The sequence below is a fragment of the Pseudomonas sp. FP1762 genome, from assembly GCF_030687105.1.
In the GTDB taxonomy this organism is placed as follows: Bacteria; Pseudomonadota; Gammaproteobacteria; order Pseudomonadales; family Pseudomonadaceae; genus Aquipseudomonas; species Aquipseudomonas siliginis.
This window is the reverse complement of record NZ_CP117458.1, coordinates 2,754,228-2,780,416: the sequence shown is the minus strand read 5'-3', so window position 1 is coordinate 2,780,416 and position 26,189 is coordinate 2,754,228. Positions and strand designations below refer to the sequence as shown.

The 26,189-nt window shown below is 57.8% G+C and carries 30 protein-coding genes; 3 read left to right on the top strand and 27 right to left on the bottom strand.

The annotated features are described in order from the left end of the window. Positions 1–61: 61 nt before the first annotated feature. The gene (locus PSH90_RS12425) at positions 62–463 is read right to left on the bottom strand and encodes a response regulator (RefSeq protein ID WP_305382974.1); all 402 of its coding nucleotides are present in this window, start codon (positions 461–463) and stop codon (positions 62–64) included. A 109-nt stretch (positions 464–572) separates the two neighbouring features. On the opposite strand from PSH90_RS12425, the gene PSH90_RS12420 reads away from it, so the two are divergent. Both PSH90_RS12420 and PSH90_RS12415 read left to right on the top strand, forming a co-directional pair. Next, the gene (locus PSH90_RS12420) at positions 573–1,697 is read left to right on the top strand and encodes a sensor histidine kinase KdpD (protein ID WP_305382972.1); all 1,125 of its coding nucleotides are present in this window, start codon (positions 573–575) and stop codon (positions 1,695–1,697) included. 257 nt (positions 1,698–1,954) lie between these two features. Continuing rightward, on the top strand, positions 1,955–2,680 hold the full coding sequence (locus tag PSH90_RS12415) for a hypothetical protein (RefSeq protein ID WP_305382970.1): 726 nt from the start codon (positions 1,955–1,957) through the stop codon (positions 2,678–2,680). Positions 2,681–2,894: 214 nt separating this feature from the next. Here the strand turns inward: PSH90_RS12415 and PSH90_RS12410 are convergent, their stop codons facing one another. The 3 genes from PSH90_RS12410 to PSH90_RS12400 all read right to left on the bottom strand — a co-directional run bounded on the left by PSH90_RS12410 (position 2,895) and on the right by PSH90_RS12400 (position 5,784). Further along, on the bottom strand, positions 2,895–4,490 hold the full coding sequence (locus PSH90_RS12410; protein ID WP_305382969.1) for a GGDEF domain-containing protein: 1,596 nt from the start codon (positions 4,488–4,490) through the stop codon (positions 2,895–2,897). A gap of 330 nt (positions 4,491–4,820) precedes the next feature. Beyond that, complete coding sequence (locus PSH90_RS12405; protein WP_305382967.1) at positions 4,821–5,051, bottom strand: hypothetical protein; 231 nt, start codon at positions 5,049–5,051, stop codon at positions 4,821–4,823. Between the two features lie 199 nt (positions 5,052–5,250). Continuing rightward, complete coding sequence (locus tag PSH90_RS12400; RefSeq protein WP_305382965.1) at positions 5,251–5,784, bottom strand: glycoside hydrolase family 19 protein; 534 nt, start codon at positions 5,782–5,784, stop codon at positions 5,251–5,253. 138 nt (positions 5,785–5,922) lie between these two features. Between PSH90_RS12400 and PSH90_RS12395 the strand changes: the two genes are divergently transcribed. Then, positions 5,923–7,098 carry an acyltransferase gene (locus PSH90_RS12395; protein ID WP_305382964.1) on the top strand — a complete coding sequence of 392 codons (1,176 nt, stop codon included), beginning with the start codon at positions 5,923–5,925 and terminating at the stop codon, positions 7,096–7,098. Between the two features lie 139 nt (positions 7,099–7,237). Here PSH90_RS12395 and PSH90_RS12390 read toward each other — a convergent pair whose 3' ends face one another. The 23 genes from PSH90_RS12390 to PSH90_RS12280 all read right to left on the bottom strand — a co-directional run bounded on the left by PSH90_RS12390 (position 7,238) and on the right by PSH90_RS12280 (position 26,188). Continuing rightward, complete coding sequence (locus PSH90_RS12390; RefSeq protein WP_305382963.1) at positions 7,238–7,603, bottom strand: phage tail protein; 366 nt, start codon at positions 7,601–7,603, stop codon at positions 7,238–7,240. Continuing rightward, positions 7,600–7,917, bottom strand: a complete 318-nt coding sequence (locus PSH90_RS12385) for a hypothetical protein (RefSeq protein ID WP_305382962.1) — start codon at positions 7,915–7,917, stop codon at positions 7,600–7,602. The genes PSH90_RS12390 and PSH90_RS12385 overlap by 4 nt, the downstream gene beginning before the upstream one ends. After that, positions 7,917–8,900, bottom strand: a complete 984-nt coding sequence (locus PSH90_RS12380; RefSeq protein ID WP_305382961.1) for a hypothetical protein — start codon at positions 8,898–8,900, stop codon at positions 7,917–7,919. Before PSH90_RS12380 ends, PSH90_RS12385 begins: the two co-directional genes overlap by 1 nt. Positions 8,901–8,922: 22 nt before the next feature. Continuing rightward, complete coding sequence (locus PSH90_RS12375; RefSeq protein ID WP_064361147.1) at positions 8,923–9,603, bottom strand: hypothetical protein; 681 nt, start codon at positions 9,601–9,603, stop codon at positions 8,923–8,925. After that, positions 9,603–9,914, bottom strand: a complete 312-nt coding sequence (locus PSH90_RS12370; protein WP_305383129.1) for a hypothetical protein — start codon at positions 9,912–9,914, stop codon at positions 9,603–9,605. Before PSH90_RS12370 ends, PSH90_RS12375 begins: the two co-directional genes overlap by 1 nt. Positions 9,915–9,922: 8 nt before the next feature. After that, the gene (locus tag PSH90_RS12365) at positions 9,923–13,489 is read right to left on the bottom strand and encodes a phage tail protein (protein WP_305382960.1); all 3,567 of its coding nucleotides are present in this window, start codon (positions 13,487–13,489) and stop codon (positions 9,923–9,925) included. A gap of 58 nt (positions 13,490–13,547) precedes the next feature. After that, positions 13,548–14,156, bottom strand: a complete 609-nt coding sequence (locus tag PSH90_RS12360) for a tail assembly protein (RefSeq protein WP_130927906.1) — start codon at positions 14,154–14,156, stop codon at positions 13,548–13,550. A gap of 426 nt (positions 14,157–14,582) precedes the next feature. Continuing rightward, positions 14,583–14,909, bottom strand: coding sequence for a superinfection immunity protein (locus tag PSH90_RS12355; protein ID WP_305382959.1), 327 nt, complete (start codon positions 14,907–14,909; stop codon positions 14,583–14,585). Between the two features lie 88 nt (positions 14,910–14,997). Next, on the bottom strand, positions 14,998–15,768 hold the full coding sequence (locus PSH90_RS12350; protein ID WP_305382957.1) for a C40 family peptidase: 771 nt from the start codon (positions 15,766–15,768) through the stop codon (positions 14,998–15,000). Between the two features lies 1 nt (position 15,769). Continuing rightward, positions 15,770–16,519 (bottom strand): phage minor tail protein L, encoded by a 750-nt coding sequence (locus PSH90_RS12345; protein ID WP_305382956.1) that lies wholly within the window; start codon positions 16,517–16,519, stop codon positions 15,770–15,772. A 9-nt stretch (positions 16,520–16,528) separates the two neighbouring features. After that, positions 16,529–16,867, bottom strand: a complete 339-nt coding sequence (locus PSH90_RS12340) for a phage tail protein (RefSeq protein ID WP_305382954.1) — start codon at positions 16,865–16,867, stop codon at positions 16,529–16,531. Beyond that, entirely contained in the window at positions 16,867–20,220 is a 3,354-nt protein-coding gene (locus PSH90_RS12335; RefSeq protein ID WP_305382952.1) for a phage tail tape measure protein, read from the bottom strand. Before PSH90_RS12335 ends, PSH90_RS12340 begins: the two co-directional genes overlap by 1 nt. After that, entirely contained in the window at positions 20,217–20,486 is a 270-nt protein-coding gene (locus PSH90_RS12330; RefSeq protein ID WP_305382950.1) for a DUF1799 domain-containing protein, read from the bottom strand. Before PSH90_RS12330 ends, PSH90_RS12335 begins: the two co-directional genes overlap by 4 nt. A gap of 47 nt (positions 20,487–20,533) precedes the next feature. Continuing rightward, positions 20,534–20,914, bottom strand: a complete 381-nt coding sequence (locus tag PSH90_RS12325; RefSeq protein ID WP_305382949.1) for a phage tail assembly chaperone — start codon at positions 20,912–20,914, stop codon at positions 20,534–20,536. A gap of 3 nt (positions 20,915–20,917) precedes the next feature. Next, positions 20,918–21,574, bottom strand: a complete 657-nt coding sequence (locus PSH90_RS12320; RefSeq protein ID WP_305382948.1) for a phage tail protein — start codon at positions 21,572–21,574, stop codon at positions 20,918–20,920. Between the two features lie 71 nt (positions 21,575–21,645). After that, positions 21,646–22,065, bottom strand: a complete 420-nt coding sequence (locus PSH90_RS12315; RefSeq protein WP_305382947.1) for a phage tail terminator-like protein — start codon at positions 22,063–22,065, stop codon at positions 21,646–21,648. Further along, positions 22,062–22,697 (bottom strand): hypothetical protein, encoded by a 636-nt coding sequence (locus PSH90_RS12310; protein ID WP_305383128.1) that lies wholly within the window; start codon positions 22,695–22,697, stop codon positions 22,062–22,064. Before PSH90_RS12310 ends, PSH90_RS12315 begins: the two co-directional genes overlap by 4 nt. Before the next feature lie 22 nt (positions 22,698–22,719). Then, positions 22,720–23,112 (bottom strand): hypothetical protein, encoded by a 393-nt coding sequence (locus tag PSH90_RS12305; RefSeq protein ID WP_305382946.1) that lies wholly within the window; start codon positions 23,110–23,112, stop codon positions 22,720–22,722. Between the two features lie 2 nt (positions 23,113–23,114). Beyond that, on the bottom strand, positions 23,115–23,492 hold the full coding sequence (locus tag PSH90_RS12300; protein WP_305382945.1) for a hypothetical protein: 378 nt from the start codon (positions 23,490–23,492) through the stop codon (positions 23,115–23,117). Positions 23,493–23,502: 10 nt separating this feature from the next. Beyond that, positions 23,503–23,808, bottom strand: coding sequence for a HeH/LEM domain-containing protein (locus PSH90_RS12295; RefSeq protein WP_305382944.1), 306 nt, complete (start codon positions 23,806–23,808; stop codon positions 23,503–23,505). Between the two features lie 57 nt (positions 23,809–23,865). Then, positions 23,866–24,843 (bottom strand): major capsid protein, encoded by a 978-nt coding sequence (locus PSH90_RS12290; RefSeq protein ID WP_305382941.1) that lies wholly within the window; start codon positions 24,841–24,843, stop codon positions 23,866–23,868. A gap of 3 nt (positions 24,844–24,846) precedes the next feature. Next, positions 24,847–25,620, bottom strand: a complete 774-nt coding sequence (locus PSH90_RS12285; protein ID WP_305382939.1) for a hypothetical protein — start codon at positions 25,618–25,620, stop codon at positions 24,847–24,849. Positions 25,621–25,702: 82 nt separating this feature from the next. After that, entirely contained in the window at positions 25,703–26,188 is a 486-nt protein-coding gene (locus tag PSH90_RS12280) for a DnaT-like ssDNA-binding protein (protein WP_305382938.1), read from the bottom strand. Position 26,189 lies beyond the last annotated feature (1 nt).

Here is a 26,189-nt window from a genome sequence, read left to right as displayed (position 1 = left end):
AGCCCCCGTAATGACGTCTTGATCTACTCGGCGCTCGACCGGAATATTTCGCCAACCGACATCAAAATGCTTTCGGCAGAAGTCCTTCAATCGCTTGGTGTAGAGCCTCAAGGTGCACGGGTTTGGTGAGGAACCTAGCATGAGAAGGGAGAAAACCGGGCGCCAGTACCGTGTTCCCCGACATAATGACAACAGGCAGACACGGCCATCGAAACCAAATGGCTTTGCCCAAGTCCAAGCCATCGAGCTTGCCGGGCATGCGAACGTCGGTGATGACCAGAGAAAAAGCTGCAGCACTCTCCAGCGCCATCAATGCTTCATCCGCACTGGTTCGCTCGATCACCGTGTAACCGAGAAGCTCCACAGCTTGCGCCATCACTGAACGTAAAATCTCGTCGTCCTCGACTAGAAGTATATTTTCTGACACGGTGCCCCCAGAGAGATCCAACAAGGTGTCGACCATTTATCAATCGAGAGATCGTTGACTTCTCGACCCTTTCATAACGGTCTAGTCTCTAAAAACGCGCTATTGCTCTACGTGACACACCTTCCGCCTATATTCAAGGACCACGATGAGACTACACGAGTTCATCCTGACGCATATCGAACCGATTCTGTCGACTTGGGAGAGCTTTGCGCGCACGGTGAATACCGCGATGCCTACCATGGATTCCAAGGGCTTGAGAGATCATTCCGAAAACATCCTGAGAACGGTAGCGCAAGATATGCAAAGCCCCCAGTCCGAGCGACAGCAGATCTCCAAATCGCTCGGCCGTGGACCGATTACGCCAGGAGGTTCGGCTGCGCAGACGCATGCGATGACCCGGTTCGCTGCTGGGTTTTCCATGGACCAGATGGTGTCGGAATACCGCGCTTTGCGTTCAAGTGTGCTCAGGCTTTGGCTAGCAGAACAGGGGATCGAAAATGAACATGATGTGCAGGACACCATCCGCTTCAATGAGGCTATAGACCAAGCACTCGTGGAATCGATTGCGACCTACGGCGAGGCTTTCGAGAACACGCGTAAAACAGTGCTGGGCGTGTTAGGCCATGACCTACGTTCTCCTCTTGGGGCGGTTCTGATGGCCAGTGATTTGCTCCGTGAAAGTGCCAATGCGACCGACAGGGACAGGAAGCTTGCGGTGCAGATCAACACCAGTGTTCGGCGAGCAAATCAAATGGTCGGCGATCTGCTGGATTTGGCTCGCTGCAATCTCGGCTCTGGCATACCGGTCAACCCGGAATACATCGATCTCAGCGCCTTGTGCGCTTCTGTTGTCGATGAATTGAGGACGGGTTATCCCCACGCAAAGATCGTCACCTATCTCTCCGATCGAGTGATGGGGAGTTATGATCCGTCGCGCATGGAGCAGGTATTAACTAATCTTATCGGCAACGCCATCCTTCACGGCGACTCAGCCCAGCCCATCTCCGTGACGTTGACTCACGATGATGACTGCTCCTTGTTTAGCGTACAAAATCGCGGCGAACTGATACCAGCTGATGTGATACCCCATCTTTTTCATCCCCAGGCGCGCTACTCCAGCTACGCGACAGCTGAAAAAGGGTCAACTGCCGGCTTGGGGCTGGGGTTGTTTATCGCGTCGGAAATCGTCACTGCTCACGGTGGAGAAATCGGCGTGATGTCGACGCTCGAGCAGGGCACCGTATTTCAGGTTCGACTCCCGATAAATTAGTGATTGAGTTCGGCCGCGGGTAGCAAAAAGGTCATACCACCCTCCACTGAAAATCATCCTTATGATCCCTTAAAAGCCGCCTACGCTTGGCGTTTTTTTATACGGCATACTCTCAAATCATCGATGAGACCGGCAGTTCAGCGCGCTATTCTGTCCAAAATCTACTCATCAGCTACAGCTCGTCGCCTCGCACTCGCCCGCATCCGCCGCCTCAATTACTGTACATGCATACAGCATTCGTACAGCGAACCCGTTTCATGAATTTCGACCGAGCAAAATCCCTCCGCGTTGACCGTTGGCGCGCCGCTCTCGATGACCACGATTTCCGTATGCAGAGCCCCGAAGCACACCGGGCAACCCTTCGAGAAATGGCGGTGGATTTGCTGAGTGAAGGCCTGATCGACCAGCTCGAGCAGTTGGACATGAACGAAATGGCCGACGCAGCTTATTGGCACACAGTTGAAGAGCTGCAGAGCTTGCCTGACCAGTACCGGGGCGCATCTAGCTATGACGTGGTGCACATCGACAACGGGGAGTTGCTTGGCACCATCAGTCGGTCAATATTCAACTTCGCAAAGAGTGAGCCGCGCGGCGCTTACTCTGGCTATGGCGGAAAGGTGTACTCCGAACCCGACGGAGTTTGGTTGTCGCTTGGAATTTCTCGTAGGGTCGGAAAGATTGCCGGGTTGGCGATGGAGATGAACGGTTGCCGGTACCGACTTATTGAAACCGAGCGAATGGTTGACGGCGTTACTCACCACCCTCTCACGGATGCTGACGTCTACCGGGCGCTCGTCGATGCGGCGCGGGTCGCTCAAGAGGAGCGGGATCTTCGGGCGTTTGAAAAGCTACGCCCTCACATCGAGTCGGCGGCGTTCTGCATTTGCTCTCAGTGCCTTGATCGCTTCGGTGCCAGGGACGACTGCACGACATGCTCCGGAAAAGGTTTTGTGACGAAGCCCGCGCCAGCGGGTCTACGCTGAATCAGATGCACCCGAGGGCAAGGCAATGTGCGGACGACTCTCCCAGTACAGCGGCAATCACGATTTCGCAGCGGCGCTCAGCGTGCCACAAGGCCACGACCCTTTGCGCAGCGATTAGCCAGTACCTGAACGAAGCGCACGGGTCGGGCGAATACCACGGCTAACGCCGTAGCTTGAGTTCAAGAGAGAATGATCTCGAGGCTTAGGTCACAGTTTAATTAGGTACAGATTCGCCAGTCTGATGAAACTGCGCCTGGGATTTTCCAGCCCGCTTCGCGCGATACAGCGCCTCATCAGCCTTGCCTAGAGCGTCAGCAAAATCCCCCGTCGTCCACAACGCCCCGCCTATGCTGCAGCCGACCCTGATCACCTGGCCGGCAATCATGACAGGCTCTCCAATTTTTTTGAGAATCCGCTGAGCCGCACTCTGCACGTTTTCCAACGACTCGCCAGGCTTCAACCGGAGCAGCAGAACGAACTCGTCACCGCCGTGGCGGACAGCGATATCGCCATCACGCACGGCGGCAGAAAGACGCAAGCCAACTGAATGGAGCAATGCGTCTCCGACTGCATGGCCAAAACTATCGTTGACCGGCTTGAAACCATCAAGATCTAGGCACAACACGCCGAAAGCTGGATGCTGCCCTGGTTCGTTTTGAACAGTCTTTACGTAGTTTTCTAGCGCAGCACGGTTGGGTAGCCCCGTCACAGTATCCCGGTACGCTACGCCACTGATGAGCGCTAACTGCCCCTGTTTCTGCGTCAGACTCTCGACCAGATGTCGAATGACTATGCTCAGTTTTTCAACCTCCACGCTGCCTTTTACCAGGGGAATATCTACGTCAGCGCCTTCAGCTAAGCGTGTTGCTGCGTCGGCAATCTGGTTGAGTGGACGAGTAATAATGCCTGCCACATACCATCCGAGCGCGGCGAATGCGACGGATAAGAGACTACCCCAGAGTAAAACTTCTGCGCGTAGTCCGTTAGCCTCCGCAAAAGCGACTTTTGCTGGCTGACGCGTCACGACCGTCCAGCCTAACCCAGGGTAGCCGTCAAGTCCGGTGCTTTCGGCGCGCCCCGAGACGTATTTCTTGCCATCTTCCCAGTCACTCACCGTCCAATCAGTCTCGCTGTTCCGGGCAACGCAAGCTCCGCACGGCTGCCCGATGAGTCGCTTGGGGCCGAGCAAGACGACTCCGTCACTGCCGATAACTAAAAACTCCAATTCTGGAAGACTTTTCTTCAGAGGTTCGAACATCGTGCGGCCAATCTCTGCTGCCCACTGCCAGGACAGGTGAGTACCTAATACACCTACGAATTCTCCATTCTTACCTTTGACTGGCATGCTGATATCCACGAACTTCATCGCTTCGCCCGATGGATTGGCCAACAACTTCGCGAGCATAACTGCTTCATGCACATCACCTACAAACGTCTTGTCTCGCCCCTCGATGAAGACCGGCCGGTGGGCAATACTGACGCCTTCAAGCAGCCGTCCGGTGGATGCGACAACTACTCCTTGGGCATCGGTGAGCCCGATCCAAGAGTAACTCGGAAACTGACCGTTGAGATGGTTGAGCAGATTACGTGCCTGGGATACGTTCGCGGGATTGCGTAATGCCTCAAGGGCACTCAGAACGCTGAGCTCTTTAGCGCGGCTGTGCATATCGCGATCAAGGCGGTCGATCATTGAAGCCGCATATTCTGCGAGCTGATGCCCGGTTTGTTCTTTGTGCCTGGAAATTGCGGATGCGCCAATGACGGTGCCGAAGATGCACGTGAGGACCAGAACCGCAATGGCGACGACCATTGCGAATTTCATTCGCAAACTTTGGAAAGGGTGTAACTGCATGATTGAAAGTCCGGCAGATCAAACGCCTCCAATCCTTGGCATTCTCGATAAAGCTATCGGCAAGTAACAAGAGTTTCTTGAGTGGATACAGGCGATGGCCACCTTCTACCTCGCCAAAATGGAGCACACTCGGAGTTAAACATACATTCGCTACAGGGCGTTTAGTACCCTGCCGTAACCTGAACTAAAGATGTCTTTGTCACGTAGCGGGCGCTCCGCGCCCAGGGCAATGTCCGCAATCAACAGGACGGGCAGATAAAGCCGATCGATGAAAAACAACTGAATGGTTTAATGCTGCGACAGCATTTTCAGGTGCTCCACCAGAGCAGCTTCGAAAATGATGTAGAGCCTTTCAGCATCGCCGGAGCGCAATGCGCCGGCGGTTTCCAGCCCAAGCACGAAACCTTCAGCCCGTGCTCCCGCCTTCACTGCAGTGATCATCGAATCTGTCCGGACGATCTGCGCCAGCAGGCGATCGGCCTCTCGCTGCATCTTGTCGCCCATCACTACGCCTTCCACAACTATTTACCCTTTATATTCAGCGCGACATCCAATACATCACTGCCAGGACGACCGTAACCCAAACGAGGGTCATCAAAAACGAAAGCCCTGCGAGTCGCTTGTCCACGAACATAACGCCATCATCAAAAAGGAATGATGGTTCAAGGCGATGGCGCCGCAAGCGTGGCTCAGAGCCATCAACATCAGCGCGGTGCGGTCACGCCAGCACTTCGCGCGCCTTCTCCCACAGCTCCAGCCGATCGGCCAGACCGTTCAGCCCGCCGTTGATCCGCCGAGTGATGATGTTGAATTGATCCTGATCGGCCAAATCGTTCAGGCCCTTCTGCTTCCAGTACCACGCCGCCGACATAGCGGCATGCTGCGGCAGCTCAAGCAGTTCCGGGTGGCTGATCAGATCGAGCCCCAGCGCCTCGCCGCACTTGGCGTAGTTCGTCCGGCCGGTGATCTGGATCAGGCCACGACCGCAGTACTTCCGGCCATCGCCCGGCACGGTATTGCCCAGGTCTTCACGGCCTTCGTACCCGCGCTGGGCAGCGGTCGGCCCCCAGATCTCACGGACATAGCGCAGTTGGCCAGACTCATGGCCGATCTGAGCAATGAACGCGGCGGCGCGCTTCGTGCCCACGATCTGGTGATGCTGCATCGCGGTGTTGAGAGCGGAAACAAAAACGCCCGCTTGGGTGCGGGCGTTAGGGAGGATCTGCAGCAGCTGCTGCTGAGTGATGGGCATAACTGCACTCCAGTGGAGGTTGAAATTTCAACGCAAGGTTTGCCACCAAACCAATCAGGCGAGGAGCACGCTTCGTTTTGTATCGAAGACAGATTTGATTCGTGTACACTCGCGCGGAAAAAATGAAGGGACTCTCAGATGTCTATCGTGAAACACCAAAAAAACTACGAGATCGAGGCGTTAAGGGCGATCGCAGTATTTCTTCCGGTCATGGGGCACTTGGGGAATTTGCTATTCTGGTATCCCGAAATTGGAAACTGGTCATATGGCTTGTGGGCAGGTGTAGATATATTTTTTTGCATCTCTGGATTTGTGATCGCTAATGCATTTTACAAAACCTTCTACTCGGCAGCCAGGCTTGAGGACAAATCCACTTATGTAAAAGAAATGGTCTCGTTCTACATCCGTCGAGCTTACAGAATATTTCCATCTGCCATGCTGTGGTTACTGATCGTAAGTGTTCTATCCGTAACGTTTAATCAGACTGGTATATTCGGAAGCTTGAAGGCAAACATATTTGACGGCTTATCTGTAGCCATGTTTGTTTCAAACATTCATTTCGCTAGCTGCTATGCAAGTACTTTAGGAAATAAGCTTTGCGGTAGCAATGGGATCTACTGGAGTATCTCCCTGGAAGAACAGTTTTACTTCCTATTTCCCTTTCTTTTCTTCTTAAAGCTTCGCTGGATACTTTGGCTTGGTGCAGCCGTACTGCTTGGCACCGGACTCATGTACTTCAACACATCCAGCTTTTTGCACGTCCTTTATACCCGCATGGACGGAATCCTTCTTGGAGTTTGCTTGGCAATCTTTAAAAACAGCAAAGCATACACCCTGATAGAGCCGAAATTCCTAGCTACCAGTGCGCTAAAATACTTCACAGCCATTGCCTTGATAGGCGCGATTTTGGTGACTCCGTCTAATGGAGGCGTAATTCCCTTCGTTTTCACAATGGTTACTTTGCTCTGCACGATCACCGTCTGGCTGGGATCATATCAAGGCGGATACTTATTCCCAGAGGGGAAAATCAGAAGTATCTTGGCATATGTCGGCGCGCGATCTTTCGCAATATATCTTGTTCACAACCCGTCATTTTGGCTGACCAGAGAAATCTGGTCGCGAATTGAAGGGGTAGGATTCGAGTTCAACTCTCATTACAACATTAGATTTTGCGTAACCGCTATCATCCTAATCGCAGTCTTCGCTGAGCTGAACTACCGACTTATCGAAACGCCACTCCGGAAGCGAGGCATTGAGAAGTCCAAAAGATATCTAGCTTCCAAAGCCGGCACTCGGGAGCCTGTACTTGCTTAGTCCGTGAACGGTATCCCTTAAGGGGCGTCGGCGAGTATGCCGGCGCTCCGCAGGACCAGCATAAACGTCAGCTGGTTAATGAACAGCGTTCATTAACGCACCCAAATTCGCTCATTTCGTGTATCGGCATTCGATCCGTTTAGAGCTCATTCGACTCACTCAGCAGCGGCGCAGCAATGATTTCCGGGATGGGCGGTTCGATCGGCCATATCGGCGCCTGATGCCAGGTCGGCTGCACAGTGACCTTGCCCAGTGCAAACTTATAGCTCTTCCACGCTTTCAGGTTCAATGTCAGTGCGGCCTGCTCGGCCTCGTCTTCTACCGCGGCTTCACCGATATCAATGCCGAAATTGATCGTATCGATGCGGTCTTGAATTCGCGAGATCTGGGCGATCGCCTGTGCATTTCGTGAGGCGAGCAATGCCTTCGCGGCTGCCAATTCAGCGGCCTGAATGGCGGCGTCCTTCATGGCCTTGGTGATCAGTTGAGTCCAGTCGATGTTCATGCTTGTTCTCCTGGCTCTGGCAGAGGCATGGGCAAGGGAATTACGCCGTCACGCACATCCTCAAGCGGTGACGGGAATGCCTGATCTGGGCTGTAATTGATCGGGAGCGGAAGGATCAGAGTAAGCTCAAGCTCCCCGTCGACGCGGCTGACATCGCCGGCAAACCATGTCGATTTGATCGCGGCACTAGGCAAGGTGTCTCCCTCTGCAACGCGACTGAAGTCGAATTCCTCGCCATTTACAACGATGGCGTTTCCGCTACGGATAACGCTCAAGGTCGCATCCATGCGCATCGGTGAAAGATTAATACGCATCAAAACCACCTCCCTACTGCTATGAACGTGTAAGTGTAAGTGGCGAGCGGAAGTGCGACGGGGCTCAAGTGGCGAATGATGCCGAACGTCCCGGTAGTCGGCATGATTACTGTCTCGCTGAACCCCGGGTATTCTCCGCCAATAATCAGATGAGCCCAGGGAGCAACCGCAAAGTTAGCCGGCAGTGTGTCGGCGGGCCGATCAGCAGCCCCTTTCCAGTAGAGCCCACCCAGCGCACTACTGATTGCCACGATTACTGACTTCGTGGAAATACAGACCATAAAACCGTTGGCGAACTTCCAATATTCCCCGTTGGCATTACTACCGTACTCCATGAGCGCTCCGGTTGGAGCGCCTCCGGACTGACTGACAGTGCCCAGAATCGTCAGCCCCAATGCCGCCCGAGCGAGAGCGGGCGTAGTAGCACCAGTTCCCCCTTTCTCGACAGCAACGGTTTTATTCGTCCCGCTGAGATCTGCTTTGGTGGCCTGCAGCTTTCCCAGTGCCGACAAGATGGAATCGGTTGCCGCGACAGCTCCCGGCGTTGCGACATCCACGCCCGCCAGCGCAGTGCCGCGAACACCAGCCGCGGTCATGTACTTATTCGTCAGCCCCTCTGGCAGGCCATCTGTATCAGTGAGATCGAGCTCATCACGAACGCCGGCGGTGGTGGGCGTGGTGCCCAGCACCGCCAGCACGCCGCCGTAGTCGTTGAGGATTTTTCGCACCTGATCCGCCAGGTCCTTCTGATATCCCTGCACCGGCACGATCGAGTAAAGGCCGTCAGCTACTGTCGGGCCTTCGTAGTCCGGCGAGATCGACAAAGCTGTGTTGCTGGCGATGTTGGTCACCTCATACCAACGGCCGTCCGGACCGCGAAAGCCGTCGCCGACCCGGCTGTTGGCAATAAATGCGGTGCCCGTGCCGATTACCGCATTGGAATTTTGGGTGACAGAAACCGTTCCTGATTTGTACCAGGGCATGGTGTGCATCCTATAAATGGGGTTATGCGGCTTGTTTTGCGAACACTGCCGGCAGGAAGAAAGCGAAGGGGTTCGATGCCGCAATGGTGATGGCGTAGAGCGTGTTGTTGGGGAAATCCCACCAGCAATAAAGATCGCGAGGGATGCCGCTGCCCGAAGTCATCGGCATGCCGAATGTGTTCAGCAACATGAACTCGTTCTCGGGGAAGTTGAACGGAACGCTGTAGAAGATTCGCGTCAGGCCCTGAGGCGTGGTGTCATAGCGAACATACGTCCAGTTCTGGAATGCTCGGGTAAACGTTGCGTTCGGAGTGCCTGAGTCAAAAAGCAGTTTCCCGGCGCCATCCCACAAGCGCATCCCGTATTGAGCAACAGGCTGGGCACCAAAGGCGGCAACAAAATAACGCCCATTCAGGCCGGCAACGCTGACGTCGTACGCCCTGACATAAAAGCCAGTCCAGTTACCCGCAGAGCCCAGAAGGCTCATCCGGCAAAGCCCCGCCACCCCGTTGATAGTGTCCGGTCGCACGAATACGAGCGGAGGCTCTTGCGAGGTAACAGGGCGCGCAAACGTGGTAACCGAGCCAAGCCCAGACTCTTGGTTTGGTGCGTATCGCCCTGAAGCAATGACCATCAGCCGTGCAAACTCTGAATCCAAAGTCACGACGTTATTGTTGTTTGTGAACTGAACGCCGTAGCTCATCAGCTCCACCTCATTACTATCAAGCGCATGGTTCCGGAAGACGTGGTACTCGCCGCGTACGTCCGGGTGTAGTTGTAGACGCGGACGACTCCGTCGAGCATCTCGGTTTCGAACTGCATTTGGTTCTGCGAATAGGTACCGATCGGGATCACGATTGCGGTTCCGTTGCCAGGACCTACGCCGGGAACGGCGAAATCCTGCGTTCCTTTACTGGCTCCAAGCGCGAAGGCCACCTGCACCGAAAGCACGACGCGAATCGTGAATGAGTTCTCGTCCAGCTGGAGCGCCCCATCGGCGCCCCATATCTTTATGCCGAAGCTCATGCGTTCAGATTCCCCCACTGGTAGCGCTTCACGCCGTTCTCATCGAACACCTTGCCGCCGTTGTTGTTGATGACCTGGCGAGCACCACCGCCCAGCGGGCTGTTCAACTCGAAGTTGCCGGCCTTGTCGATACGCCATCCCTGAACGCCGGCGATGTAGTTGTCCGACTGGATGAAGAACCCGATCTTGGCGTTTCCGATCGAGGCGTCCTGAATGAACGCCGAGTTCATGAACACCTGTCCGCCCTGCACCGCAAACGGCACCGCGACGGCGCCGCCGGCGATGGTGTTGACGATGGCGAAGCGGTCGGCACTGACCAAGAACTGGCTCTGCAAGCCGGCACCGGTGTTCTCGATGCCGAGACCGATACCGGCCGCAACGTACTGCCCATTCGCCGTGACCTGCATCTTCACCGACCACATCGTGCTCAGCTTGCCAGCGGTGTCCGCATAGGCGGTCGAGGTTTGTTGAATCGCTGCCGAGTTCTCCCCGACGGAAACATTCAACTGGTCGATCTTCGTCGCGGTCGCCGATTCGTTCGTGGCCACCACCTGCTCAAGCTCGGTGATGTTCGCCGCGTTCTCGCCGATTTTCGCGTCGAAGGTCGTTACACGGCTCGCCATTGCCTCGTTTTGGGAGGCGCGAACCTTCGATTCGGAAGCGATCGCCGCCGTGCTGGTATAGCTTTTGATCGCGTCCGCGAGATCGCCAGCGCCGTCATCGTCACGGTAAGAGGCGCGAAGGGCTTCGAATGCAGTGGCTTGAGCGGTGACCACACCGTCGATCTCGGTAATATCGGCGGTGTTGGTTGCCACTTGCTGGGCGAGGCCGTTCGCCGTTTGCACCGTCTGCCCAACATCGAGCCAGTAGAGCGGGTTCGGCGGCGGCATGTTGAGCGGGACCGGGCCGGTGGCCTGATAGATACGCTTGCCCTGCACCACCAGTTCGTACTCCTCGTAGGTGGCTTCAGGATCGTAGCCTTTCAGCCCGTCGAGCGCGTCGATCTGCTCTTGAAGCCCCGGGATCTTGTCGATCTCATCGAGGATGTCTTGCCCCAGCTCGGTTCGGCCGATCTCGCCCGCGATCATCTCGAGAATGGCTGCTGCGTCGGAACTGGATTGCCCCTGCACGCCAAGCCCGATCGGATACCACGGTCCGATGTTGCCGATCTTGTCTACGATGCGGCCCCAGAAATAGAAGGTCACACCAGCGCGCAGGCCAAGCATGGAGAAATCACTCTGCGGATAGGCGAGGTCTGTCAGCTTGGTCGCAGCTTCCAGATCAGTCGTAGGCCCGTACCAGATTTCCGTGCGCTGGCTGTCCTCGGCACCAGCTGGGAAACCCCACTTGAGATAGATGCCAAACAGCAGCGGCGTAGCGGTCAGGAAAGCGAGAGCCGGTGGCAGCCCTTGCTTACCGCTGAGGTTGGTCAGGATCGAGTTGCGCCACGGCGACGTGATGTCGAACGCGCTTACCGCGCGAACCCGGGCAACGTAGGCACCCGCATAGATTCCGACCACGTCCACGTTGGTCATGCCGGTGCGCTGTAACTTGATCCAGTTGCCGCTGTCCTTGCGCCATTCGACGTCATAGCCGACAGCGCCATCCACGGCAGGCCAAGTGATTGTCATGGTGGCCACGGCCAAGCCCTGCACCACCGACGAAGTCGACGACAGCGAAACGCTCGCCGGCGCCGGAACAACGGTGATGGGGATCACGCTGATCGGGCGCTCTTCCAGGCGTGCGCCGGTGTCGATGAAAGCGAACTTGCTCGGCTCGAACTGAAGCGCGCTGATTTCGTAGTCGCCTTCGGTGGTGCGCTTGGTGCGCAGTACGCGATACAGCGGAATAGCCAGATCATCGGCATCGAGTGCCCACTGCAACTGCACAACCGGCGGCTCGCTGTAAGCCACCGTGACAGTCACGGCGCGGCCGTTGACGCTCTGCACGGTCCGACCTTCGGCGCGGCCGCCCGGGAGGTTGATGATCAGCCGGTCGCCGGCCTTGGCCTGGGTGTCGCGATCGAGCGTGATAACCCGCCCCGCCACCGCCGAGATACGGCCGCCGACTTCGCGACCAGCCAGCAGCGAATCCGCCACTGGGATGATGTGTCCGGGCAGCGGGATCACGCCCTCCATACCGGTCTTGAACGAGACGGTGCGGTCTTGGTTGTTGCTGAGGATCGCCCACTTGCCACGGCGCTGGGCCTCGGAGGCACGCGTGCAACCAATGGCGCTCAGCTCAGTCGGCCGGTCGCCATAGCGGCGCTGCAGATCCAGATCGGCGAACGGGATGACGTCGGTGTCGTAGTTGTTCGCCGGGTTGTCGTAGCTGACCAGCGCCCGGGTGTAACGGGTCTTCGCAGATGCACTGCCATATGAGAACTTGCCGTCGATCACGTTCGACCGGGTGAACACGTAGTCGAAATCCTGCGCGCGCGGCATGTCGGCCTGCATCACCAGCTGGCCCTGCGCCCAGTACGTCATGCCCCGGTAAATTGCCGAGATATCGCGAAGCAGCGACCAGGCATCAGCCTTGCCTTGCAAGTTCATGTCGCAAAGGAAGCGCGGTTCCTGGCCGCCCAGCCCGTTCGGCACCAACTGATCGCAGTATTGGGCGATCCGGTACAGCTCCCACTTATCGACCATGAACGGCTTGATGCGCTTGCCCAGGCCGAAGCGGTCTTCGGTGCAGATGCCGTAGGTGATCCACGCCGGGTTATTGGTCCAGGCCGATTTCATCGAACCGTCCCACGTCCCGGTGTAGGTGCGCAGGATCGGGTCGTAGTTGCTCGGCACCATCCAGCGGCGCGCCTTGCACTTCACGGTGACGGCCGGAATGTTGGTGAACTGCTCAGCGTCGAATTCGATGTAGAGCAGCGCAGTGTTCGGGTAGCGCAGCTTGGCGTCGATGACCTCTGTGTAACCGGCCACCAGCATGGTGTCGGCGATCTTGTTGGTGTTCTGGTTCGACGTCAGGCGGCGCACGCGGATCTGCCAGCCGGTCGTGGCGTCCGGCAAGTCGATGCGGCGGGAGCGTTCGTAGCGCGTGGTTGTCTTGCCGTCGACGGCGTCCACCAGCACCTGCTGATAGGCACCGCCGTCGGTGGCCACGTCGATCGCGTACTCGATGCGGTAGCCGCCGACGTTGCCCTGATCATCGGACCGTTGCAGCGCCGGCCAGGCCAAACGCATGCGCACGGCGGAAAGCTGGGTGTTGGTGATGGAGCGCACCCACGGCGAATCGCTGCGCAGCTCAACGTTCAGCGACGTCTCGTTCTCCACGGACGGAATGCCCGGGATGTACGTCTGATCCACCGAGCCCGGGCGCCAGTCCCACTTCACGTTCGGGAAGTTGTAGTTGCCGCTGGCATCACGGATCGGAGTGTTGTCCAGGTAGATGTCGTAATCGGTCGGGACACTGTCGAACTCACCCTCGCCCACGGCGATCAGCAGCTTGGCCAGGTTGGTCGAGCGCAGGCTGTCGCTGGCTTCGGTCGGCGACTTCGGCTTGCTGCTGCCGCCCTTCTCGCCGTGGATATCGATCTGTGCTGCTGCGCCCATGCTTTCCTCCAGGCATAAAAAAACCGCCTCGCGGGCGGTCGTTGTGCTGCTGTCTTGATTACGCTTTGTCTTCAGCCAGGATCGAGGCCGATATGATCATCCCGCCCCACCGGCGTTCACCGATGCAGATCGGTACCGGGTTGCCGCTGGCCGTGGTGTTCTTGGCGCTGCCGAAGGCGTAGGACGGGGAGTTTTCGGGGGATGCGCTTTGCTTCAGTCCAGAGGCTTGCGGACTGAGCATTTGGATGACGCCGCCGGCGATAAGACCAATCCCGGCCGGGGTCAGGTATGGCGCCGTAAATGGAAGCGCGTAGGATATCGCAAGCAAAACGACACCCACGACAGTCTGCAAAACGCCTGCACGCTTGCTGCCCTCAACGACTGGCACGATCCTAATTTCCCGAGTGCCGCCAAGATCCAAATCCGGCTCGCCAACATTTACGCGGTTTCTGAAGACCGCAAAGCGCATGCCCAGGCTGGACAGTCGCTTTATTTCCGATTCGAACCCTTCGATCGTGCAGCCCAATGATTTGAAAGCTTCACGGCTTGAGCCTGAATCGATCTGTTTCAGGTGGGTTCTGCCGAACCTTTTTGCGAGAGAGCCTGAGAGCTTAATGACTGTCATGCCGGATGAATGCGGGTACGCTGCCACTTTTTGTCCACCCATAAAAAAACCGCCTTGCGGCGGCTTCAGATTATTTGCATTTCTGGAGCGATTCTCTTAAATCGCCCCTTCCAATTTGTGACCATGCAACTCGCTGATAAAGCTTGGCGACGGAGCCCTTTGGGGCTGCTGTTATATCGAGTACATCATCCGTCTGTTGAGCAAATCCGCTAACGATTCTGTAGCCATTGGCTGTTTCGCTCATGCTTGCGTTCGAGTTGTGGTCCTGCCACACAGGAAAGACACACAGCGCCAGCGCCTTCGGAGCTTTCGCGGAAGACACGCTTACTGACGGCCCTGACGCCACCAAGTCAGACGGCGATGAACACCCCGCCAACAGCGCTACCGCGAGTGCTCCCATCGCAATTCGCATGTTTATTCCCCGCTATCTAACTCACCGAAGGTAACAAATGGATCGAGTTTTTTCTTTTAGCTTTGCAGAAGTTTGGCTTTCTCAGCCTCAAATTCACTTTCCGTGAGGAGGCCTTTTTCCTTCAGGCTACCGATTTTTTCGAGCTTCTGATACTTATCGTCTTCAGCGTGAAATTGAACCCGGGGCTTGCCCGGAGACGTTATTGAGGAGACAGACCAAACGAGGGAGACGACCCATCCAATGAGGGTCCAGCCGAGAAAAAGATCCAGCATAAAAATAGGCCATCTGTCCGGGTGCTTTCGACTGAAAGCATTGAATGACGGCAAAAAGTAAGTGGCGATCATCAAGAAGATAAAAACTATCCCCAGTCCTATTTCCACCATATTCATCTCCCTAAATTGATCGCAGCAATCTACCACCATTAACACGCATCGCCAAAGCTGGGTGTAAGGTTAATACCATCCATGAAGCTTAGTAATACGCGGTTTGTTGATAGAATTTATGCCTGAGGATTAGACGTGTGCGATCGAGCCAAGGCCCACCGAAGACAATGACCTCTGAAGGCCTGCCGTACAGGTGGTGCAGCAGGAAAGGCCCGGGGCCAAACGTGGCGGCATCTTCGCCCGGCAGAGCTGGATCAGCGCCGAGAAAAATGCCGGCGTGGTTCGGGTAAACCGTGCGCCCCACTTCCATCACTATCATGTCGCCGCGTTGCGGCTGGTCGACTCGGTAGAAGCCGGCGGCTTCGTAGTTCGCCTCGTACAGGCTGGTGTTGTCCTTGCTTTCCCACCAGCCATCGGCGCGCTTGAAGGCTTCAAACTCCAATCCCCACTCGCGCTTGTACCAGTCTGCGCAAACCTGCCAGCAGTCCCAGGCACCGTGCACGAACGGCCGCTTAAGCAGCGGCACTTCGCCGGTCGGAACAATGGTGCGCAGGTCGCCTTCCGGCCAGCTCAGAATGTGCCAGGGCATCGCCGTCGCTTCACACATGGCGAGGTCGCGCGGTGACGGCCTGCTGGTTGCGTCCGGATGCGAATGCACCACGCCGATCACTTCGCCGACATCTTCGGCCGCCGCGTAGTGCTCGGGGTCGATGCGAAACTCTTCGTTCGGCTCGGTCGATACATTGATGCAGGGGAAGTATTGCTGCTTGCGTCCGATCGCAAGCAGCAGCCCGCAGCACTCTTTCGGGTACTCGGCCGCCGCGTGCGCCTGAATCGCGTTCAAGATGTGCTTTCGCATGTCAGCTCCTTGCGATAAGGGATACAGCGGGGAAGCCACCGAACGGCAGCGGATTGCCCTCGCCGAAGCGCGGGATACAGCCCCTGCCCAGCGTGGCGTCGCATTCGTCCAGTTCTGGGTTGTCGGTAATGACACCGTCCTTCGTGACGTAAGGGCCGGTGTAGCCACAGTTCGGCCCGCGATAGCCACCGGTGAGGCACCAGTGGCACAGCGTTGTGGCTTGCCGTCCGATTGACTCGTTGCCGACGTCGCCCGGGCTGGCCAACTCCCAGCTGACCGTCTCCCCGTCCTCGTTCGTCTTCTGGTCGATGTACCAGACCTCAATCGTCTCTTGGGTAGGATCGGCAGCTGGGTTGCCGGCCGGGAAGTTCGCCTCGTCGAGGTAACTGCCGAGCGTGTGCCGCATCGTCAGCTTGAACTCGAGCAAGTCCTCGAACGCCAGACAGAGCGCGGTGATACGCCCGTTTACGTTGCCAACCGACAATGTCGGTCGAACCGCAGTGCCATCGCCGTTCGCCTCGATGCCGTCGATCTGCATCGGCCAGGCGCTGTACTCGTTTCCCTGCCAGTAGATCGCCTTCGCCGGCAACTGGTCGGCATCGGCGCCGGCGGCAATCAACTCGGCCGGTGTGTGCGGTATCGCGTGCCCGTGGAAGCGCAGAACGTCCGCGCCATAGTCCGTGCCGTCTAATTCAAAGAGCAGCACTTCGCTGCCAGGCTCAAGCACCTGGATGTCACTGATCAGCGGCATGGTTGCTCCTTATGGATGAAATGCCCGCTCGAACGTGGCGGTAAGTTTGAAAACGCCGCCGCCCACCGGAGTGGGCACGGGGTTCTTGCAGGTGAACAGGCCAAGCTGGCCCAAGGGAGTCGTCCAAAGGAAGGCTTTCGCGCCGGCGTGCCGATCAAGGAACGCCATGATCTCCAGCACCTTTGCTTGAGGGCCGCTGTAGGTGATCGGATACGCGTCCTCCTTGTTGTTCGGCCCGTCGCCAACTTCCTGTTTGTAGCCGCCGCCAAACTGCGAGGTGCGTACCCGATAGGAAATCTCGGGCGAGTCACCGTGCTGAGTCGGCCAGGTGAATGTCTCGATGGCCATCAGCCCCTCCCGTTCGTGAGTTTCCAGATTGATCCGCCGGGTTGCAGCGCTCGGGCGATCGCGGTTTCAGCTTCGGCTTTCGCCGCCTGCTGAATGCCTTTGCCAAGCTGCGTCGTGTCTTCTGTGCTGGCCGCGCCGCCAGCGCCTTGGGTTTGCACCGACACCGCGACGGGGAAGTTGTAGACGTTGCCGCCCCCACTCCCACCGCCGCCAATTGCCCGAACTCCCAGTTGGCCACCAGCGGTGCGGGTCAGCGGCATGATTGCCTCTGGCCCTGCCTCACCCATTACGCCGGTCTGCCCGCCAGCCATCCCGAACGATGTCGGCTTGCTAACGACGGAGTTGGTGAACGCGGCGCCATTGGCGAACATCTGGACGCCCGACGACCAGGCACCACCGAGCGCCTGCGGGAAGTAGGTGCTGGAGTAACCTGCCGAGGACGCGCCCAGATTCGAAGATGTCGCACCGGCAGATCCAGCCGCCAGCCCGTTACCACCGCCTCCGCCAGTGAAGTAACTGGTGGCCGCACCAACCAGACTGCTCAGCAGCGTCGAACTGGCCTGCCGGGTCGCGATCCGCGCCATGTCCGCCAGAATCGACTTGGTGAAGTCAGCAAACGACAGCTTCCCGGTCATGGCGAAGTTGACGACTGCGTCTTCCATCGAGCTGAATGCGTTGCCGAACAAGGTCTTTGTCTGGCCGGCGATGTTGCTCGCCGAGTCTAGGTAATTGGCCCAGGCCGACGTCGCGCCCTTGGTCCAGTCCCCCTGAGCTTTCTCGACATCGGCGTAGTTCTGCCGGATCTGATCGGTTGCGGCTTTGTTCGCATCAGCGAGCGCCTGCGATTTGCGTGCAAACTCTTCTTCGGACATCTTCCGAGATGGGTCGGACTTCTGATTAGCCAATTCCAATGCTTGCTGTGCAAACCGATCCTGCTGGCTGTTCAGTTCGCCATTCAGGGCGTTTTGCCGATCGCCTTGACCGACACCTAAGACCGCTCGCTTTCCTGCAAGCTCCAGCGCCCGCTGCTGCTGATTCAGCGCCTGGACATATTGGTCCATCGTGTAGGTCTGCTTCTTGACCCTTTCCTCTTCATTGAGGCGCAGCACTTCTAACTGACTGTCAGCGTCTTTTTGCGCTTTGACCATGCCGGCGCGCGCGTCAGCGATCTTTTGGTCGAGCTGGATGCTCTGCGCCGCAGTCGTGGTCTTTTTCGCCTTCGCGGTTTCCAGCGCAGCAATCTCAGCCTCGTACGCGCTGCTCACTTCGTCACGCTCGTTGCCAATCAACGCTTCGCGCTTCATGGCATAGTCGGCTTGAGAAACAAGCCCGGCCTTTTGCGCCGCCTCTAGTTCCTTCTGAGCGTTTTTATAGTCAGCGCTGATGGCGGCCAAGGCGTTTTTGGCGTCATTGAAGCCTGTCAGGTCGACTTGAGAAGCTGCCGATTTCGGATCTTTGTTTTTATCTTCAAGCCCTTTCTTCAGCGTGTCGTAGGCGCCCCCAGAGAACTTGCTACCGTCGTAAAATACGCCATCAAGCAACGGCGACTTCTGTCCTGTTTTCTCCGCATCCTCGTAGAGGGTTTTAAACTGCTGGTTGAGCTTATCCAGCGCGGCCTTGCGCTTATTTAGCGGATTAATGTCATCAAGCTGCGCATCGAGCGCTTTCTGAACTTCGATAGCCTTCTGATTGGCATCTGTGTTCTCACCGGTGGCGATTGCCAATTCGGTGCTTGCCGACATTCTGGCTTTGAGGCCGGCGAGCTTTTTCTCCAAAGCTTCGGTTGAGTCGTCATGCACGCCAGTGCCCAGGCCCAGCGCCGTGTTCAGAGAGCTGAGACCGTTGGAGATTGCGCCCGCTACTCCGCCACCCTTGCGGGTATCCAGAATGCGCTGAGTGATCTCGATCTGCTTGGCCAAGTCCGGGAATATTTCCGAACGGACCTCGGCGTACGCGCCTTTGATGGCTGATTTAATTTTGTCCCAGTCGCGCTCAACATCTGACAGTGACGCGCGATAGGCTTCCAATCGCTTAAGTGCGGCCTGATTGACATCTTCGCTGAGAACATCAAGCGCACGTTGGCTCTCGCCCTGATCATCAAGTGCTTTGATAACCTGATACTGCTCGAGCGTCAGCAACCCATACTGACTGCTGATCTTGCCTGCGGCTTCTGTTGCCGTGTCGCCAGCGGTGGCGAAAGACTTGGCGAGTTCGGCAGCGCCTTGGCCAGTTACTTCGCTCACGGCCGCTGCGGCTTCAGCCAGATTACGCATTTGCGTGCCGCTGGTAGCTGCTCCGGATGCAAGCGAAATAACTGCCTCGCGGGCGCCGGACAGGTTGCCGGTGACGCGCCCAGCGCCGTCGGCCATGTCCTTCAGGCTGGCGATGGTCTGCCCCGCGCCGTTCGTACCGCCATTGATAGCGGCATTGAACTCGCGCGCCTGTTTCATTGCATCGAAGTACGCGTACCCCAGACTGCCGATTACAGCGACCAAAAGGCCAGCCGGGATCAACATACCTGCGAGACTTTTCGCTGATTCACCGGCGCCAGCGCCCAGCTGAGCGATTGCGCGCGCACCACTGCCCAGATCGCCTGCCTGAATGGCATTGGCGAGCTGCATGACGTTTTCTTGAGCTTGGCGCGTGCCGAGCTTTAGCTTGTCGAATGCACCCGCGGCCTCAGTCAGGCCCGCTCGGTCCTTGCCGATTTTGGCCAGGGCTTCGTTATAGCGCTCGGCATCGACCTGCCCAGCTTTGTGCAGGTCGTTTAGCGCTTTCTCCTGAGCCTCCAGCTTCGCCAACTTGGCGGTCACTGGATCAATACCGTTGACGGTGCGCTTCAGCGCCTCAATCTGGCGATTCTCAGCCTCAATCAGCTTTTGCTTCTGGGCCAGCTCTTTGGCTTCCGCCTTTTCAATCTTGTCGTAGGCCTTACCCAGTTGGTCCTGGTACTTGGCCTGCTCCTCGATGGTGACCAAGCCGCCCTTGCGGGCGCGCTCCAGTAAACCCTCGGCCTGGATCAGCGACTCCATGCTCGAGATATTGCCCGTCATCGCCTTGTCGAGTTGACTGATGACGGAGATTTCCGCGACCGCGCTTTCGGTTGCCTTGCGACTCGCTCCGGCTTGACGATCCCTGGCTGCCGTGGACTTATCGATGCTTTGCGCGACGTCCGCTTCTGCCTGGGAAACCCTTTTACCGGTGTTGGCCAAGCCTTCGCCAGTTTTTCCCAGGTCATCAATGGCCTTCTGGGCGCCCTCTGCCGAATCGACGAGCTTATCCAGATCGTCAGCGGCCTTTGCAGCCTGCGACGACTCGACCGCAATACCCAGGGAAGCGAAATTGGTGCTCATTTGGTTTCTCTCTGTTCCGCCATCACCTGCAGGGCTTCAGCCTCCATCCGCCGGAAGTCGCTGAAAATGGTTTGTCGCTGGCTGATCGGTACGCCACACATCCGAATCACACCGGATAGAACGCTGTAGTCCATCCCTGTCGCGCCGCACGCGCCTGTGCGCCACTGGGTGCTCATGGCCTCGAAGACTTTGAAGGCCTCCCAGTTGTCCGGCCAGATGTCGACTTCCTTGTCGGGAATGTCCTGGCGCGATAAGCCGAAGGCCATCAGGTCTGCATCTGATGGCCCAGGCTCATACAGGGCGCGGGAGGCGCTTAGGAGTTTCCCAGGCGGGCTTCGCTGAAGGCTTCGGCGTAGGCGTTCAAGACTGCCTTAGGCGCCGAGTTGATCGAATTGACGAGGATGCGCACGTTTTCAGGCGTGAATTCCTCTTCAATGTCCCAGCCGACCACCACATCCAGCAACTGGTCTGCTTGCAGGGCGATCTGGGCGGCGGTGAAAGCCTTGAGATCCATGTCGCCGACCAGCTTGCTCAGCTCGTCGTGCCGCTCGTTCCAGGTGGTGTACAGCTCGGCAAGCGCGGTGCGATCCAGGTACTTGAACTCGAACTCCACCTTTTCGGCGCCATAGCCCGCCCGCTGGATCATCACCGGCGCTTTGAAGGTCGGCTTCTGAATCAACTTGAATTTGGCCATGGCTTACACCGTTGCCGCGTAGCGAGTTGGGCGACCGGTCAACGCGATGCTGATAACACGGGTCATCAGGTTGTTGCGGGACATGGTCGGCGTCGAGGTGATCGACACGTAGCCGTTGTAGATGATGCTGCTGCCGCCAGGAAGGTTGAGTCGGAGTAAGCGCGCCTGCTTGTCGTCGTCTGCAGCTTCGCAAACTTCCACGTAGGGCTTGGAAGGATCATCGGCAACGGTGATGGTCAGCGTGATCGGATTTTTGGTGGTTGGCATCTGGCGATCATCATCGTCGGCCAGGAAGCCAAAGGTCAGAAACTGCTGATCGCCGCCGCTGGAGTTCAGCTCGGTGATCTGCGAGATCTCAGTGAAACCAGTCACCTCTCGTACCGAGCCAATGCCCGAGCCGGCCGGATACTGCTGGACGTTGACGGTATTCACATTTTCCAGCGCGAAAGTGCCGCTCGCGATCTCGCCGACTCGTACGCCCCGCCCTTCGAGACGGGTCCAGCCCGAGTTGACCGCGATAACGTCGCCTTCAGCCATACCATGCGCTGCTGCGGTGGCTACGGCTGGGTTGGCGTTGGTCAAAGCAGTAAATGGGATCGCCGGGCCGTAAGTGGCAGCGATCTCGAACGTGGCGCCGTTGGGCATTTGGATGCCGGCCATGGGTGTTTCCTCTTTCAGAAATGACAAAACCCGCACAGAGGCGGGTTTCGGGGTATGCCCAACGGGCGTATTCAAGTGGCGATGTCAGCTCGATACTCGAACGACACCGGTACAGTGTATGTAGGTGGATCAGGTATCCCGGGGCCGGCATCAACTGGCGACATCGTAACGACGGTGAGGCCTGCCTTTGTGTCTCGCGCATAAAGCGGGAACAGCGTGGTCAACTCAGCCACAAGCGGGTTGGTCTTCGCCTTGCCGGTGCCGGCCGGCGCCACAATGTTGACCTGGTAGACGCCGATGAATGCGCGGTGGTCGCCGGCGAGCGTGCTGCTCGCGGTATCGCCCGGCAGCAAGAACGCCCGCAGATAGGTTTCGCCGTCGGCCGGGTCGTATTGGACGTTTTCGAACACAACCTTGATCGGCTCCGACCGGGCCTTGCTCCAGGCAATGAGCTTGGCCTCGTAGATGGAGGCAATAATGGCGTGACTCATACCCGGTTGTTCCTTGTGGCTTCGTCGACGATCTGCTGAAAACGGGCCAGGGTGACGCGCACCATGCCGCCCGGTGCCTGCTTGGAGTGGCCGTACTCTAGAGGCACCGCATATGGCAGGTTATTCACGATGTAGGCCGTCTCGCCCGCGGTGAGTGCCTGGACTTGAAGGCGCAATTTGGCCAAGGTCACGCTGCCTGCGGGATCCACTTGATCGAGCGTGCCCTCCGCCGGCGCGCCAATGGAAAGCTGCCAGTTCCCACGAAACCGCCCGCCGACGTAATCCATGCCTGCCACCAGGCCATTCACATTGAAATTCTGGTCGCGCTCGGTCTTCGTCAGAGGCTTGGCATACTTAACGCCCCGCCGGAGCTTGCCGGCCTTCGTGAAGTTCGATTCGTTGAGGTTGATGATCGTGTTGCGCACTGCGACCTTGAAGTCGTAGTCGTCGGCTGCGCGGGTGTTGGTCTGGCGGTGGGCAACGTTCGCGGCCCAGATTTCAGGATTTCCCACCGGTGACATGCGGATAACGCTGCTGCCGATCTCGATCACAATCTCGCGGATGGTTGCGTCGATTCCGTCCTTCGCTCGCTCGGCGAAGTCGCGGATGCTCTCGGCGAAGCTTCCGTTCATGCTCGCATATTTGCTCGCCACATCATTTCCTCAGCTGTGCCGTCCACGTTGCATCTGCAGGATCGGCGGACACGTTCATCACCCGCAACCCGTTGATCGTGTCGCCAATGACCGGCGCTGCAAGTACCGCCGTCGGCACGCCGCCCTCTGACACGAACAGTTCGTTTTGCAGCACCAGAAGCTTTTTGTCGGTGGTTTGGATCAGTGAGCCGTCGATTTCCTTGGACAGGTAGCTGCCCAAGACGCCGCGCCCCATGTAAGTGATGGTGGTCTCCGGCGTCTCGCCGCCCAGGTCGGGGTCATAATCGCCCGCGACCTTACGCACACCGGTCACCGGCTGGACCGCGTCAGCGAGGCCGTCAGGATCGTCGAACGCCTCAGCCATTTCGGCCTGAATCTCTTCGCGCATACTCATTATCAGATCCTTTTCAGCATCATCACGCCGGAGCGCTTGATCCAAGGCTCCAGTAGCGCCAAGGCGAAGTTCACACCCGCCGACTGATCGGTAGATCCGGCTACGTAGGTTTTGCTCACCGAAGTGCCGGACTGAGCCGAGACAGTCTTGCTCTGCACTTCCTTCTGCGTTGCTGTGTACAGCTTGCCTGCCGCCGCCTCTTTGGCGACCTGGGCGCCGGCTGTTTTAATCTCGTCCGGAACCGGATCGGGAACAGCCCGCTTGATCTTGGCCGTGAGCCAGGCGTTTGCCATGGTCACAGCAAGGACCGGATCACCGGCACCGGCCCAGCCAGGACCCAGCGAGGCATCAACGTCGGCAACGGTGATGAAGTCGGTCATGTGTTTGTCCTTATTCGGCTGGCACCAGAGCCTGCAGGTCTTCTTTCTTGGCAGCTGGGTCGAAGGCGATGCCCTTCGCCGTCAGCCAGTCTTTCAGCTCGGGGACCTTCATTTTCAGAGGGTCGGTTTCGGCATTTTCTGGCTCTTTGCCGTCCGAAACTTTGATGCCGGCCGCTTCGTATGCATCGTAAATTTCAGGCGCATCACCCTCGATGACCACCTCAGTGGCAGTGCCAATGACGCCAAAGAATTCGCTCAGCAGGCGGTAGCAAACGCCGCGCTCTTTGCCTGGTTTGTTCGTGTAGATAACTTTCATGAGTCACCTCAATGCAGCCCGGCGCCCTCGCGGACGCCAGGGTAAGTGAAGGCCGGATTACGGCATGGTGGTACCGCTGATGACGGCGGCGAATGGGACCTGCTTGCGGCTGAACACGCGCTCCCAGTTCGCAGCAGCTGCATACTGAGTCGCGGTCGGGCTGAGGTTCTGAGCTTCGGAGCCTTTCCAGCTGAAGCCAGCAGGCTGGAGGATGTAGGTCTTCCGTTCCCACAGCACCTCTGCACCGCCGCCATTACCGCCGCCCGGCTTGCGCTCGATCTCCACCGGCACCTTCGGCGTGCCTTCGCCGTAGCCGAACGCGCCTTGACCGAAGAACACCGACAGGTACTTGCCGGCGCCGTAAACCAAGCCATCGTCCATGAACACCGGCTTACCCAGGTAAGTGGCCAGGATGATCTTGCCGTCGGAGTCGCGCAGATACTCGATGAGATCCTGCTTGACCATCTGGTTCATCACCACCGAGTGCACGCCGATCGCGCCGAACTGATCGGCCGCATCGCCAGCGGTGAAAGCGGCATCCTGAAACGCGTTCGCGCTGATGGCCGCGCCTGCGTCGATCACCATGTCACCGCCGTTGTTGGCAATGTTCGAGGCGATGATGCCGCGCGCTGCACCGAGAGCGTAACGCTGCCACTGGCGAGTCCAGTAGGTGCCGAAGCGGTTGCGGATCTGCTGCTGAGGCTCGCTGTTTGCGAGTTCGGCGGTCAGGTCGGCCACGCCATAACCTTTGTTGAGGTACAGGACGCGAGCACGCATGCTGTCCTGAGTAACCTTGCCGACTTCGCCTTGGTCGTTCGGGTCATCATTACTGATGTTCGGTGCTTCATCAGCGTTGAGATCCTGCCAATAGCTGATCTCGGCGGTGCCTTGGCTGCCGGAAGCAATTGCGTCCAGAACGGGCGAGCGGGTCACGATGCCCGACTCGTAGACAGCGGTTTTTTCCGGGCTATTTACCGGCTCCAGCGAGGCGTAGTAGTCACCGACGAAAATGTCGGTCAGTTGGGTAGTTGCCATGAATTAGGTTCCTTTGGTGGCCTGGATTTTCTTGAACAGCTCGGGGTTATCGCGGGCGATCGCAGCGCGCTCGGTTTCCGTGTACTCGCCCCATTTTTTCGTGGCCTTGCCACCTTGATCGCCGGTCGGACCGGCACCCTGAGCCCTTGGCCACAGGTGTGTTGCTGTTTCACGCAGCGATTCCGCCCATTCAAGCGGTGACAGCGGGGTTTTCCCGTCTTTTCCGTAAACGACCTCGCCGTCACGGTCGGTGGCAATCGCCTCGCCGTCTTCACTGAGTTTGAAAGTGCCCCGGGCGCGCAGGATGATGTCCTCGGCGGCCTCGGGGAGCGCGCCGGCCTTGATGGCAGCAGCGCGGATGGAGTCGGCCAGCACCTTGTCGCTGTACTTGGCAGCGAATGCTTCAGCCTTGTCGGCGCGCTCGTTGGCGGCCTTGATTTGCTTCTCGGAGTCGGTGCGCAGGCGCTCGGTGCGGCGGTTGATAACCTCGTCGAGCTTGCCCTCGGCGATCAACTTCGTTTCTTCGTCCTGACCGACCTTGGCGAGCAAGCCTTTCACCGCGTCGATATCCAGGCCTTCAAACTGACCCTTCAGCTTGTCCAACTCGGTCTTGATGGTCCGGTTGGAGCCCAGCAATTCCTGATTCTTGGACTTGAGCCCGTTTACTTCCTTGTCCAGATACTCCTGAACCTTTCCGCCCAGCGCCTCCTGGAGGGCCGCGGTTTGAGTTGCGTCGAGGGTGAGGCCAGCAGCGGCCGGGTCAAATTCGAATGGCATGGGTATCCCCTGGGGATTGGTTGGCCCGCCTGACGGGCATAAAAAAACCGCCCATTGGGCGGCTTGGTGTGAATTATTTGTTTTACCGGACTATCGAGAGTCCGCGCATGACCAGGTAATCGGCGAACTGAGTCCTGCTCGGCGCATACGGTGGAGGCCGAAGCATCGCTCCTGGATTGCTCCGGAGCAACGTCACGCGCTCTCCGTCTTTCTCGGTGCCGAAGGCAGGCTCAGGGATGCCGAACCCGTTATCCGCAGCATAAAGTTCTACTGCCAGCCTGAGCTGACCCCATTCAATTTCGAACGGGACAAACGTTTCCGAAAGAATTTCCATTCCGAGCTTGCACTGGCGCCTGGGCCAAGCCATCGCCTGCGTATCTCGCGTCTTGCGCCCCTTCCATTCCATGGAGTTCATGGTGGCGGCAGCGCGCAACAGCAGAGCCCTTTGCTCGTTCTCGGTAGCAGGGAGCGGGAAGCCGTAATAATTTCGGTAGAAGACCAGTTTCTCCAACGGCACAAAGCTGTTGGCGTCTGGTCTCCCTGTTCCATCCTCGACAATGACAAGCATA

Excerpts from the sequence above, each read along its gene's own strand:
- PSH90_RS12425 (WP_305382974.1), bottom strand. The coding sequence starts at position 463 with ATGGTCGACACCTTGTTGGATCTCTCTGGGGGCACCGTGTCAGAAAAT.
- PSH90_RS12420 (WP_305382972.1), top strand. The coding sequence starts at position 573 with ATGAGACTACACGAGTTCATCCTGACGCATATCGAACCGATTCTGTCG.
- PSH90_RS12415 (WP_305382970.1), top strand. The coding sequence starts at position 1,955 with ATGAATTTCGACCGAGCAAAATCCCTCCGCGTTGACCGTTGGCGCGCC.
- PSH90_RS12410 (WP_305382969.1), bottom strand. The coding sequence starts at position 4,490 with ATGGTCGTCGCCATTGCGGTTCTGGTCCTCACGTGCATCTTCGGCACC.
- PSH90_RS12400 (WP_305382965.1), bottom strand. The coding sequence starts at position 5,784 with ATGCCCATCACTCAGCAGCAGCTGCTGCAGATCCTCCCTAACGCCCGC.
- PSH90_RS12395 (WP_305382964.1), top strand. The coding sequence starts at position 5,923 with ATGTCTATCGTGAAACACCAAAAAAACTACGAGATCGAGGCGTTAAGG.
- PSH90_RS12390 (WP_305382963.1), bottom strand. The coding sequence starts at position 7,603 with ATGAACATCGACTGGACTCAACTGATCACCAAGGCCATGAAGGACGCC.
- PSH90_RS12385 (WP_305382962.1), bottom strand. The coding sequence starts at position 7,917 with ATGCGTATTAATCTTTCACCGATGCGCATGGATGCGACCTTGAGCGTT.
- PSH90_RS12380 (WP_305382961.1), bottom strand. The coding sequence starts at position 8,900 with ATGCCCTGGTACAAATCAGGAACGGTTTCTGTCACCCAAAATTCCAAT.
- PSH90_RS12375 (WP_064361147.1), bottom strand. The coding sequence starts at position 9,603 with ATGAGCTACGGCGTTCAGTTCACAAACAACAATAACGTCGTGACTTTG.
- PSH90_RS12365 (WP_305382960.1), bottom strand. The coding sequence starts at position 13,489 with ATGGGCGCAGCAGCACAGATCGATATCCACGGCGAGAAGGGCGGCAGC.
- PSH90_RS12360 (WP_130927906.1), bottom strand. The coding sequence starts at position 14,156 with ATGGGTGGACAAAAAGTGGCAGCGTACCCGCATTCATCCGGCATGACA.
- PSH90_RS12355 (WP_305382959.1), bottom strand. The coding sequence starts at position 14,909 with ATGGTGGAAATAGGACTGGGGATAGTTTTTATCTTCTTGATGATCGCC.
- PSH90_RS12350 (WP_305382957.1), bottom strand. The coding sequence starts at position 15,768 with ATGCGAAAGCACATCTTGAACGCGATTCAGGCGCACGCGGCGGCCGAG.
- PSH90_RS12345 (WP_305382956.1), bottom strand. The coding sequence starts at position 16,519 with ATGCCGCTGATCAGTGACATCCAGGTGCTTGAGCCTGGCAGCGAAGTG.
- PSH90_RS12340 (WP_305382954.1), bottom strand. The coding sequence starts at position 16,867 with ATGGCCATCGAGACATTCACCTGGCCGACTCAGCACGGTGACTCGCCC.
- PSH90_RS12335 (WP_305382952.1), bottom strand. The coding sequence starts at position 20,220 with ATGAGCACCAATTTCGCTTCCCTGGGTATTGCGGTCGAGTCGTCGCAG.
- PSH90_RS12330 (WP_305382950.1), bottom strand. The coding sequence starts at position 20,486 with ATGGCCTTCGGCTTATCGCGCCAGGACATTCCCGACAAGGAAGTCGAC.
- PSH90_RS12325 (WP_305382949.1), bottom strand. The coding sequence starts at position 20,914 with ATGGCCAAATTCAAGTTGATTCAGAAGCCGACCTTCAAAGCGCCGGTG.
- PSH90_RS12320 (WP_305382948.1), bottom strand. The coding sequence starts at position 21,574 with ATGGCCGGCATCCAAATGCCCAACGGCGCCACGTTCGAGATCGCTGCC.
- PSH90_RS12315 (WP_305382947.1), bottom strand. The coding sequence starts at position 22,065 with ATGAGTCACGCCATTATTGCCTCCATCTACGAGGCCAAGCTCATTGCC.
- PSH90_RS12310 (WP_305383128.1), bottom strand. The coding sequence starts at position 22,697 with ATGAACGGAAGCTTCGCCGAGAGCATCCGCGACTTCGCCGAGCGAGCG.
- PSH90_RS12305 (WP_305382946.1), bottom strand. The coding sequence starts at position 23,112 with ATGAGTATGCGCGAAGAGATTCAGGCCGAAATGGCTGAGGCGTTCGAC.
- PSH90_RS12300 (WP_305382945.1), bottom strand. The coding sequence starts at position 23,492 with ATGACCGACTTCATCACCGTTGCCGACGTTGATGCCTCGCTGGGTCCT.
- PSH90_RS12295 (WP_305382944.1), bottom strand. The coding sequence starts at position 23,808 with ATGAAAGTTATCTACACGAACAAACCAGGCAAAGAGCGCGGCGTTTGC.
- PSH90_RS12290 (WP_305382941.1), bottom strand. The coding sequence starts at position 24,843 with ATGGCAACTACCCAACTGACCGACATTTTCGTCGGTGACTACTACGCC.
- PSH90_RS12285 (WP_305382939.1), bottom strand. The coding sequence starts at position 25,620 with ATGCCATTCGAATTTGACCCGGCCGCTGCTGGCCTCACCCTCGACGCA.
- PSH90_RS12280 (WP_305382938.1), bottom strand. The coding sequence starts at position 26,188 with ATGCTTGTCATTGTCGAGGATGGAACAGGGAGACCAGACGCCAACAGC.